Below are 8859 nucleotides of genomic sequence, written 5' to 3'. Positions count from 1 at the left end.
CGCGGGCAGGCGTCGCAGCCGTTCGTCGCCAACTTGGTGACGCAGGTCGACGTGGTGGAGGCTGGCGGTCTGCCGCTGCCCGTGACCATCAACGGCAGTGAGGATCGCGCCGACCATGCCGAAAACGCCTGGGTCTGCTCGCCCATCACCACGTACGGCCGCTATGCGGCGGAAGAATCCGAGCGATTGATGCCGCGCATGCTGCGGCCGGTGCTGCGCGGCGCCATTGGCCTGGCCGATGCGTGGATGCGGCATGCGCAGCTCGACCGTGCGGTGGCCGTCAACAACTGGCTGGTCAGTACGAACCTGTATCCATCGGCGGCGGCCTTCGATCTGGAAGCGCTCGCGCGAACATGCCGCGAGCGCTGGCCGGACCGCGCGATCTGGCTGCGTTCGCTCAACACGATCCAGCACGCCGACTGGCTGCGCGCCGCCACGGCTGCCGGCTTCGATTTGATCCCCACGCGGCAGGTCTATCTGTTCCTGCAGTTGCAGCGTGCGTCGCGCGTGTCGGAACTGCGTCGCGATCTGCGGCGGGACCTCAAGCTGCTCGACGCGACGCCGCTGACCTTCGTGCCGCACGACGCCTTGACCGACACCGACTTCGCGCAGGCCGAGCGGCTCTATGCGCAGCTCTATCTCGACAAGTATTCCGCGCTGAACCCGCGTTACACCGCAGCGTTTCTTCGCGCGTGGCACGCGGCAGGGCTGCTCGAATGCGCGGGTTTTCGGGATGCGCAGGGCGTGCTGCGCGCGGTGGTCGGCGTGTTTGGGCAAGGGCCGTTGCTGACCGCGCCCATCGTCGGCTACGACACGACGTGGCCCCAGCAAGCAGGGCTGTATCGCCTGCTGATGGCGCACGTGCTGCGCCTGACCATCACGCGCGATGCCGAGTTGAACCTGAGCGCTGGCGCCGCGCACTTCAAGCGCCTGCGCGGAGGCGTGCCGGCCATCGAGATGAGCGCCGTCTACTGCAGGCATCTGCCACCCGCCACGCGCCGCGCCGTCGCCGTGCTGCGCACCCTCACCACCCGGATCGGCGTGCCGATCATGCAACGCTTTCAGTTATGACTGCCTGGAACGCCACGCTGCTGCGCGGCTGGTATCCCGTCGCCGAGGCGAACCGCCTGCGCGACAAACCGATGCACGTGACCGTGTTTGGCCGCGCGGTGGTGCTCGCGCGCTTGCCCTCCAGCGGCTTGCTTGCGCTGGACGATCGCTGCCCGCATCGGCATGTGCCGTTGTCCGACGGCCAGCTCGTTGGCGAGACACTGCAGTGCAAATACCACGGTTGGACGTTCGGCGCCGACGGCCGCTGCACCACCATGCCGGGCCTGTGCCCAGGCGCCGCCGTGCCCGCCGTGCAAGTGAATGCGTGGCAGGTGTTCGAGCACGACGGGCTGATCTGGATGAGTGCACGGCCGCCGGGCGAAGCTGCGCCTGCGGCCTTGCCGGCGTTCCTGCAGCGCTTGCCGCCCGGCAGCCGCCGCTTTCTGTGGAGCACGCTGTGGCAGGCACGCCCCGCCGACGCGCTGGAGAATTTTCTTGACCCGCTGCACACGCATCTCGTGCATCCGGGTCTCGTGCGCAGCCATGGCGCGCGCCAGCCGATGACGGTGACCGTCGCCCAGTCGGCAGATGGCCTGCAGGTCGACTACGCCGGCCAGCCGCAGCAAAGCGGTCTGCTGTACCGCCTGTTCGAATCGCCGCGCACGATGGAGCGTGCGCATTTCGGTATCGCCGCGCCTTCCACCGCCCAGCTCGAATACCGCTACGCCAACGGCAGTGCGCTGTATTTCACGCTGCACTTCACGCCCGAAGACGAGATGCGCACGCGCCTGTTCGCCACGCTGCATGTGGAAAACCGCTGGGCGCCGGCCTGGGCCGTGCGCTGGCTCGTCTGGCCGTTCCTGTATCGCGTGGCGGAGCAGGACCGCCGCATCGTGGAAGCGCAGGCCGCCAACAGCGCACGCTTTGGCCGGCAGGACGGCATGTCGACCGAACTCGATCTCGTGCGGCCGATGCTGGATGCGGTGTGGATGCCGAACGGCAAGCCGGTGGAGGCCGGCGAGCGCGTGATGCAGATGTGGCTGTAGCGCCGCGCTGCTACATCGACCGCCCGTCGAAGTGGGTGACCGGCACACTGGCCAAATCGATGTCTTCCAGACAGCGCACGTTGACGGCAATCATGGGCGTGCCGTCGGGCATGACGCCCTCGGCATACGGATGGATGCCGCAGGTGGGGCAGAAGCGGTGCTTGATGACGTGCTTGCGGAAGAGGTAGGTGCTTGCGTTGTCTTCCGGCGTCAGCAGCCGCACCTTGTCGCGCGCCACGAACCACAGCAGCGAGCCCTTGCGCTGACAGATGGAGCAGTTGCACGCCATCGCGCTTTCCGGATGGCCTTCGACTTCGAATGCGACCTTGCCGCAGTGGCAGCTTCCCTTGTGTGTCATGCCGGTCTCCTGTGATGTCGTTTTGTGGCGGGCTTGGCGCGGTCCACTATAGGCGAGCCGGTTTGGGAGCGGCGCCCCGGTTTCTCGGGAATCGCCCTAGGTCTACGCGGCCGCATGCCGATGCGACAATCGCCGCGAGTCGGTCAAGCGACCGCGCCACACGGACTGCCGCGCCTTGACGGCGGCCGCGTCATGAGGAGCCATCATGCATCGCCATCGTCCTGTTGCTGTGATTCGAGCGATTTCCGCTGCCGCTATCTTTGCCGCCGGTGTCGGCGCGTTTGCGCAAGTGCCAGAACCGGCGGCGGCATCGGCTCCGGCCTCGGCACCGCCGCTTGCGGCGCAGATCGTCAACATGGGCGGCATGACGCCGGACGAAATCGGCCCCGTCATCGCCGAGATGGGTACGCTGCGCACCAAGACGCTGGTCACGGCGGCCAACGGCACGGTGGGCGTCCAGGTCGGTACCGTCGCCAAGCACACGCATACGTACGCCGACGAAATCCAGTACGTGATGTCGGGCACGGCCACCGTCTGGCTCGACAGCGCGCCGCGGGAAGTCCGGGCGGGCGATCTGGTCGTGATTCCGCGCGGCGTGGTGCACGGAACACTGACCACCAGCCCGGATTTCAAGTCGATGGCGATCAAGCTGCCGCCGCAGCGTGCGGGCGATACGCACAAGGTGCCGTGATATCTGCGTCGTGATTGGCGACGGGTTGGCCTGGGTCAGGGAAGGATAAAAACACCATCCCTTACAATGGCGCCCTCCTCAAGAGTCCATCGCCATGTCCGCCCCGCTCGCCAACGACACCTTCCTGCGCGCCCTGCGCCGCCAGCCGACCGACTACACCCCGCTGTGGCTGATGCGCCAGGCGGGCCGCTATCTGCCTGAGTACAACGCCACGCGTGCGCGGGCCGGCAGCTTCCTCGGCTTGGCCAAGTCGCCTGCGTACGCGACGGAAGTGACGCTGCAGCCGCTGGACCGCTACCCCTTGGACGCGGCAATCCTGTTCTCCGACATCCTGACCGTGCCCGACGCCATGGGCCTGGGGCTGTCGTTCGCGCAAGGCGAGGGGCCGCGCTTTGCCAAGCCGGTGCGCACGGAAGCCGATGTGGCGGCGCTGTCCGTGCCGGACATGTCGTCGCTGCAATACGTGTTTGACGCCGTGGCGGAAATCCGCCGTGCGCTCGTCCAGGACGGCCGCCAGCGGGTGCCGCTCATCGGCTTCTCGGGCAGCCCGTGGACGCTCGCCTGCTACATGGTCGAAGGCGGCGGTTCGGACGACTTCCGCACCGTCAAGTCGATGCTCTACGCGCGCCCGGACCTGATGCACCGCATCCTGGAGATCAACGCGCAGGCCGTGATCGACTATCTGAATGCACAGATCGATGCAGGCGCACAGGCTGTGCAGGTGTTCGATACCTGGGGCGGAGCGCTGGCCGATGGCATCTACCAGGAGTTTTCGCTGGCCTACATGGCCCGCGTGGTGAAGGGTATTCGCCCCGGGGCCGACGGCCAGCGCGTGCCGGTCATCCTGTTCACCAAGGGCGGCGGCCTGTGGCTCGAAGGCATGGCCGAGACCGGTGCTGACGCGCTGGGCGTGGACTGGACCGTCAACCTGCAGCGCGCTCGCCAGCGAACGGCGGGCCGCGTCGCCTTGCAAGGCAACCTGGACCCCACCGTGCTGTTTGCCGAGCCGGAGGCGATTCGCGCGCAAGCGCGCCGCGTGCTGGAAGACTACGCAGCCGGCGGTGGCAGCGATGGCCACATCTTCAACCTCGGCCACGGCATCTCGCAGTTCACCCCGCCCGAAGCCGTATCGGTGCTGGTGGAGGAGGTGCACAGCTTCAGCCGCGCGCTGCGGTCGAAAGCGAAGTAACACGATCAAGATCAATGCTGCAGTGCGATAGCGTTTGAATCGTGCCGCAATAGTGCGTGAAGTCGGGGGCACGGGTGGAATCTTCGCCGCTTTGGTGCAGTAGGGGTGAGTGACTACTCGCGTGCCGGTGGCCCCATCTGGCCCCAACGGGGTGTCAAGCGATTTATTTCGCGCTTTCTGGTGCGTAAGCCGGCTGTCAAGACTTGACTTATGCACAAAGCTGTCGCGGCTGGTTCTTTCCGCGGCGCAACAGGGGCGGCTCTGTGCACGCACCGCATAAGTGTTTGATTTTTCTGAAAGAAAGCCGCGTGCGCGTAAATCGTGCAAGCTAGAAAAACAGCGCGTCTACCGGCCTTCGCGGGCGCAGCGGCCGACTTTTCAACAAAGTTATCCACAGGCCGTGTGGATAGGCCGGAAAACGGTCGCCGATCAGGGCGCCAAGGCATAAACCTCAAGTAGTACTTGAACATTGAACCGACCATGGCAATGGCTGTGAAGGCAAGGTGAGATGGGCAAGACGCATTTCCCAGGTGCAGGATGCGCCGCTGCATCGCAACAAACTCTTTGCAATTCAACCGTTTGCGCCAAGCATGACCACCGCCCACGTCGACGCCGCGTTTTCTGATGCCCAGGTGTCGGCTGCCATTGCGCGTGTGGTGATCGATACACCGCTCGATGCCGTGTTCGATTACCGGTGCGGGCAACCTGTGCTGGTTGGGCAGCTCGTGGTGGTGCCGTTCGGCAACAGGCGGGTGGTGGCGTTGGTGGTCGAAACTGCCGCAACCACCGATGTTCCGCAAGAAAAGCTGCGCGATGTGGAGCGGGTGCTGGCCTGGGTGCCGCCGCTCGACGCCGAATGGCGGGCGCTCGCCGAATTTGCTGCCGGTTACTACCACCGTGCGCTCGGCGAGGTGACGTTGCCCGCGTTGCCGCCGTTGTGGCGCACGCCGGGCAGCTGGGACAACCTCGCCCGGCAGGCCAACGAAACCGTCTACGTGATGTTTGAACCGGCGCGGGCCGCGTTGCTCGACAGCGTTCCGAAACGTGCGTCCGGCGCCATGCGCCTGGCCGAAGCACTGACCGGCGATGGCGAGCTGTCCACCAGCGCCGCCGTTGAATTGCACGGGCAAGCCGTCGCCAAGCTGCGGGACTGGACGACCGTCGGCTGGCTGCGCGCAGAACTGCGGCCGAAGGCGCTGCTGCCGCAACCGCTCGAGCTGCCGGCGCCTTCCGTCGCGCCCGCCCTGAACGACGAACAGGCCGCCGCCGTGGCGGCCATCGCCCAGGCCGGGGCGGCGGGTACCTTCAGCCCCTTCCTATTGTTTGGCGTGACCGGAAGCGGCAAGACCGAGGTCTACCTGCACGCCATCGCCGACGCCTTGGCGCGCGACCCCGCCGCGCAGGTCCTGATGCTGGTGCCCGAGATCAACCTGACGCCGCAGCTGGAGGCGCGCATTGCGGCGCGTTTTCCCGGCGTGCCCATGGCCGCGCTGCACAGCGGTCTGGCCGAACAGCCGCGCGCGCTGAACTGGCTGGCCGCGCATCGCGGTGAAGCGCGCATCGTGCTCGGCACGCGGCTGGCGATGCTGGCGTCGCTGCCCAACCTCGCGCTCATCCTTGTCGATGAGGAGCACGACACGTCGTACAAGCAGCAGGAGGGTCTGCGTTATTCCGCACGCGACCTGGCGCTATGGCGTGCCAAGCAGCGCAACATCCCCGTGGTACTGGGCTCTGCCACGCCGTCGCTGGAAACCTGGTGGCGCGCCGAGCAGACGGCTACGACGCGCCTGACGCTCTCGCAACGCGCGCAGGCAGAAGCGGTGCTGCCGCGCGTGTCGCTCATCGACCTGAACCTGGAGCGCCGCGCCGGGCGTGCGATTCGTGATGGGCTGTCCAAACCGCTCGTCGATGCGATTGCCGATCGCCTGGCGCGCGGCGAACAAAGCCTGCTGTTCCTCAACCGCCGCGGCTACGCGCCTGTGCTGTCCTGCGACGCCTGCGGCTGGCTGTCGGGCTGTCCGCGCTGCTCGGCGTACCTGGTGCTGCACAAGCCGGAGCGGCGCCTGCGCTGTCACCACTGCGGGTACGAATCGCGCATTCCGCATCACTGCCCCGACTGCGGCAACGTCGACATCGCCCCGCTCGGGCGCGGCACCCAGCGCATTGAAGAAACGCTCGGCGAGCTGTTTCCGCAGGCCCGCGTCGCCCGCATCGACGCCGATTCCACCCGCCGCAAGGGCAGCGCCGAAGCGCTGTTCGACACCGTGCACGAAGGCGGCGTCGACATCCTGATCGGCACGCAGATGGTCGCCAAGGGGCACGACTTCCAGCGCGTGACGCTGGTGGGCGTGGTCGCGCCCGATTCCTCGCTGTTCTCGCACGACTTCCGCGCGGGAGAGCATCTCTTTGCCTCGCTGATGCAGGTGGCGGGCCGCGCGGGCCGGGCCGGCTTGGCCGGCGAGGTGCTGATTCAGACGCGGTATCCCGACGCACCGGCGCTGCAGGCGCTGGTTCGGCACGACTACGACGGTTTTGCGCGCCAGCTGCTGCGGGAGCGCAAACAGGCCGGGCTGCCGCCGTTTGCCTATCAGGCGTTGTTGACCGCAGAGCACAAGGAAGTCGCACGCGCGCTGGAGTTTTTGGGCGCCGCGCGTTCGGCTGGTGAAGCCTTGGCCGCTGAATTGGGCGCGCCGGTGTTTTTGCATGATCCGGTGCCGATGACGATGGTGCGCCTGGCCAACCGCGAGCGGGCGCAGTTGCTGGTGGAATCGGGTTCTCGCGCGGCTTTGCAGAAGCTGTTGACTGCCTGGACTGAGGGGTTTGCGGGGATTGGCAAGACTGTGAAGGGGGTGCGGTGGCAGTTGGAGATTGATCCTTTGAGGATTTGAGCGTTGGTGGTCCACCTCCCTTTCGTTCCCTGCCGGGACCGACTCACTTTTCTTTGTCTTGCCAAAGAAAAGTAAGCAAACAGAAGGCGCGCCCGAGATGGCGAAAAGATTCCTTGAATTTGCGTAACCGGGCGGAGGTGGGGAAAACTCGCTGCGCTCAGACAGTTCCCCACCTTTTTTCCGCCCGCTTACGAAAATTCAAGGCGCCATCAAGGGCTCAACGTCAAAAGAAAAAGGCCAACCCGTCGCGAGGTTGGCCTTGTCTTTTGGGCTTGTGTCCAGATGGTGTGGCTTTTGTCCTTTGACTTTCCTGCCCTAGATGGCGCCTTGAATTTCTGTTGCAGGGAGGAAAAAGAGGGGGAAACTGTCTGAGCGAAGCGAGTTTTTCCCGTCTCCGCCCGGTTACGGAAATTCAAGGAATCTTTCGCCATCTCGGGCGCGCCTTTCTTTTGCCTACCTTTCTTTGGCCAAGACCAAAAGAAAGTAAGTCAGCCCCGGCAGGGGATGAAACAAGAGATCCACCACAAGAAACAACCCAAAACCAACAACCCCAAAACCCAAAACCCTTACGCCACCGCCTTAGCCGCAGCCCGCCCCCGCAGCCACTCAAACGTCAACAGCAGACACGTCGAGAACACAATCAAGATCGTCGCCAGCGCCGCAATCGTCGGCGAGATGTTTTCGCGAATACCCGTGAACATCTGACGCGGCAGCGTGACCTGATCCGCCCCCGCCAGGAAGAGCGTCACCACCACCTCATCAAACGACGTAGCAAAGGCAAACAGCGCCCCTGAAATCACGCCCGGCGCGATGACGGGCAGGGTGATGCGGAAGAACGTCATGACCGGGTTGGCCCCCAGCGACAGGCTCGCCCGCACGAGGTTGTGATTGAAGCCCTGCAGCGTCGCCAGCACGGTCGTCACCACAAACGGCACGCCCAGCGCCGCATGCGCGAGGATCAGCCCGATATACGTATTGGCCAGCCCCAGCGGCGCGAAGAACAAGTACATGCCGACGCCTACGACCACCACGGGCACGATCATCGGCGACACCAGCACGGCCATCAGCAGACCCTTGCCGCGGAAGTCCGCCTTGTTCAGCCCGATGGCGGCCAGCGTGCCGAGCACCGTTGCGACGATCGTGGCGGCGGGGGCGACGATGAAGCTGTTCTTGGCCGCCATGCGCCATTCGTCCGACGTGACGAGGTTCTGATACCAGCGCAGCGAATAGCTGGGAATCGGGTACGAAAGGAACGTGCTCGACGAGAACGACAGCGGCACGATCACCAGCACCGGCAGCACGAGGTACAGCAGCGTCAGCACGGCCAGGCCGCGCAGCGCGAAGTACCACAGGCGCTCGACGAGCGAGGTGTGCGGGGCAAACATCGGTTTGGCGAGTTTCATGTTCGATGGGCTCCGTTCAACCAACGCGAACCTTGGGCCGCGTGAAGCGCCCATACACGGCGTACAGCACCAGCGTGGCCAGCAACAGCAGCGCACCCAGCGCGCATGCCATGCCCCAGTTGATCGTGACGTTGGTGAAGTAGGCCACGTAGTAGCTGACCATCTGGTCGTTCGGCCCGCCCAGCAGCGCGGGGGTGATGTAGTAACCGAGTGCCAGGATGAACACCAGCAGCG

General features: G+C 65.5%; 7 protein-coding genes and 1 pseudogene. 5 read left to right on the top strand and 3 right to left on the bottom strand.

Annotated elements, in window-relative coordinates:
* Nucleotides 1-1071: hypothetical protein (locus FUT88_RS26345; protein WP_186829264.1), on the top strand; the 1071-nt coding region annotated here is incomplete at its 5' end.
* Entirely contained in the window at nucleotides 1068-2096 is a 1029-nt protein-coding gene (locus FUT88_RS24320; RefSeq protein WP_147214711.1) for a Rieske 2Fe-2S domain-containing protein, read from the top strand. The genes FUT88_RS26345 and FUT88_RS24320, both read left to right, overlap by 4 nt.
* Nucleotides 2097-2106: 10 nt before the next feature.
* Here FUT88_RS24320 and FUT88_RS24315 read toward each other — a convergent pair whose 3' ends face one another.
* Nucleotides 2107-2454 (bottom strand): GFA family protein, encoded by a 348-nt coding sequence (locus tag FUT88_RS24315; protein WP_147214712.1) that lies wholly within the window; start codon nucleotides 2452-2454, stop codon nucleotides 2107-2109.
* Nucleotides 2455-2659: 205 nt separating this feature from the next.
* On the opposite strand from FUT88_RS24315, the gene FUT88_RS24310 reads away from it, so the two are divergent.
* From FUT88_RS24310 to FUT88_RS24300, 3 genes are all read left to right on the top strand, one after another.
* Nucleotides 2660-3145 carry a cupin domain-containing protein gene (locus FUT88_RS24310; RefSeq protein WP_147214713.1) on the top strand — a complete coding sequence of 162 codons (486 nt, stop codon included), beginning with the start codon at nucleotides 2660-2662 and terminating at the stop codon, nucleotides 3143-3145.
* A gap of 94 nt (nucleotides 3146-3239) precedes the next feature.
* Complete coding sequence (gene hemE, locus FUT88_RS24305) at nucleotides 3240-4334, top strand: uroporphyrinogen decarboxylase (protein ID WP_147214714.1); 1095 nt, start codon at nucleotides 3240-3242, stop codon at nucleotides 4332-4334.
* Nucleotides 4335-4924: 590 nt separating this feature from the next.
* Nucleotides 4925-7222 carry a primosomal protein N' gene (locus FUT88_RS24300; RefSeq protein ID WP_147214715.1) on the top strand — a complete coding sequence of 766 codons (2298 nt, stop codon included), beginning with the start codon at nucleotides 4925-4927 and terminating at the stop codon, nucleotides 7220-7222.
* Between the two features lie 566 nt (nucleotides 7223-7788).
* Here FUT88_RS24300 and FUT88_RS24285 read toward each other — a convergent pair.
* The gene (locus FUT88_RS24285; RefSeq protein WP_102079822.1) at nucleotides 7789-8625 is read right to left on the bottom strand and encodes an ABC transporter permease; all 837 of its coding nucleotides are present in this window, start codon (nucleotides 8623-8625) and stop codon (nucleotides 7789-7791) included.
* 16 nt (nucleotides 8626-8641) lie between these two features.
* A pseudogene (locus FUT88_RS24280) lies at nucleotides 8642-8859 on the bottom strand (ABC transporter permease); the annotation flags it as partial.

This window comes from Ralstonia sp. TCR112 (assembly GCF_007997035.1).
Classification (GTDB): domain Bacteria; phylum Pseudomonadota; class Gammaproteobacteria; order Burkholderiales; family Burkholderiaceae; genus Ralstonia; species Ralstonia edaphi.
This window is presented reverse-complemented; position numbering and strand designations above follow the sequence as displayed.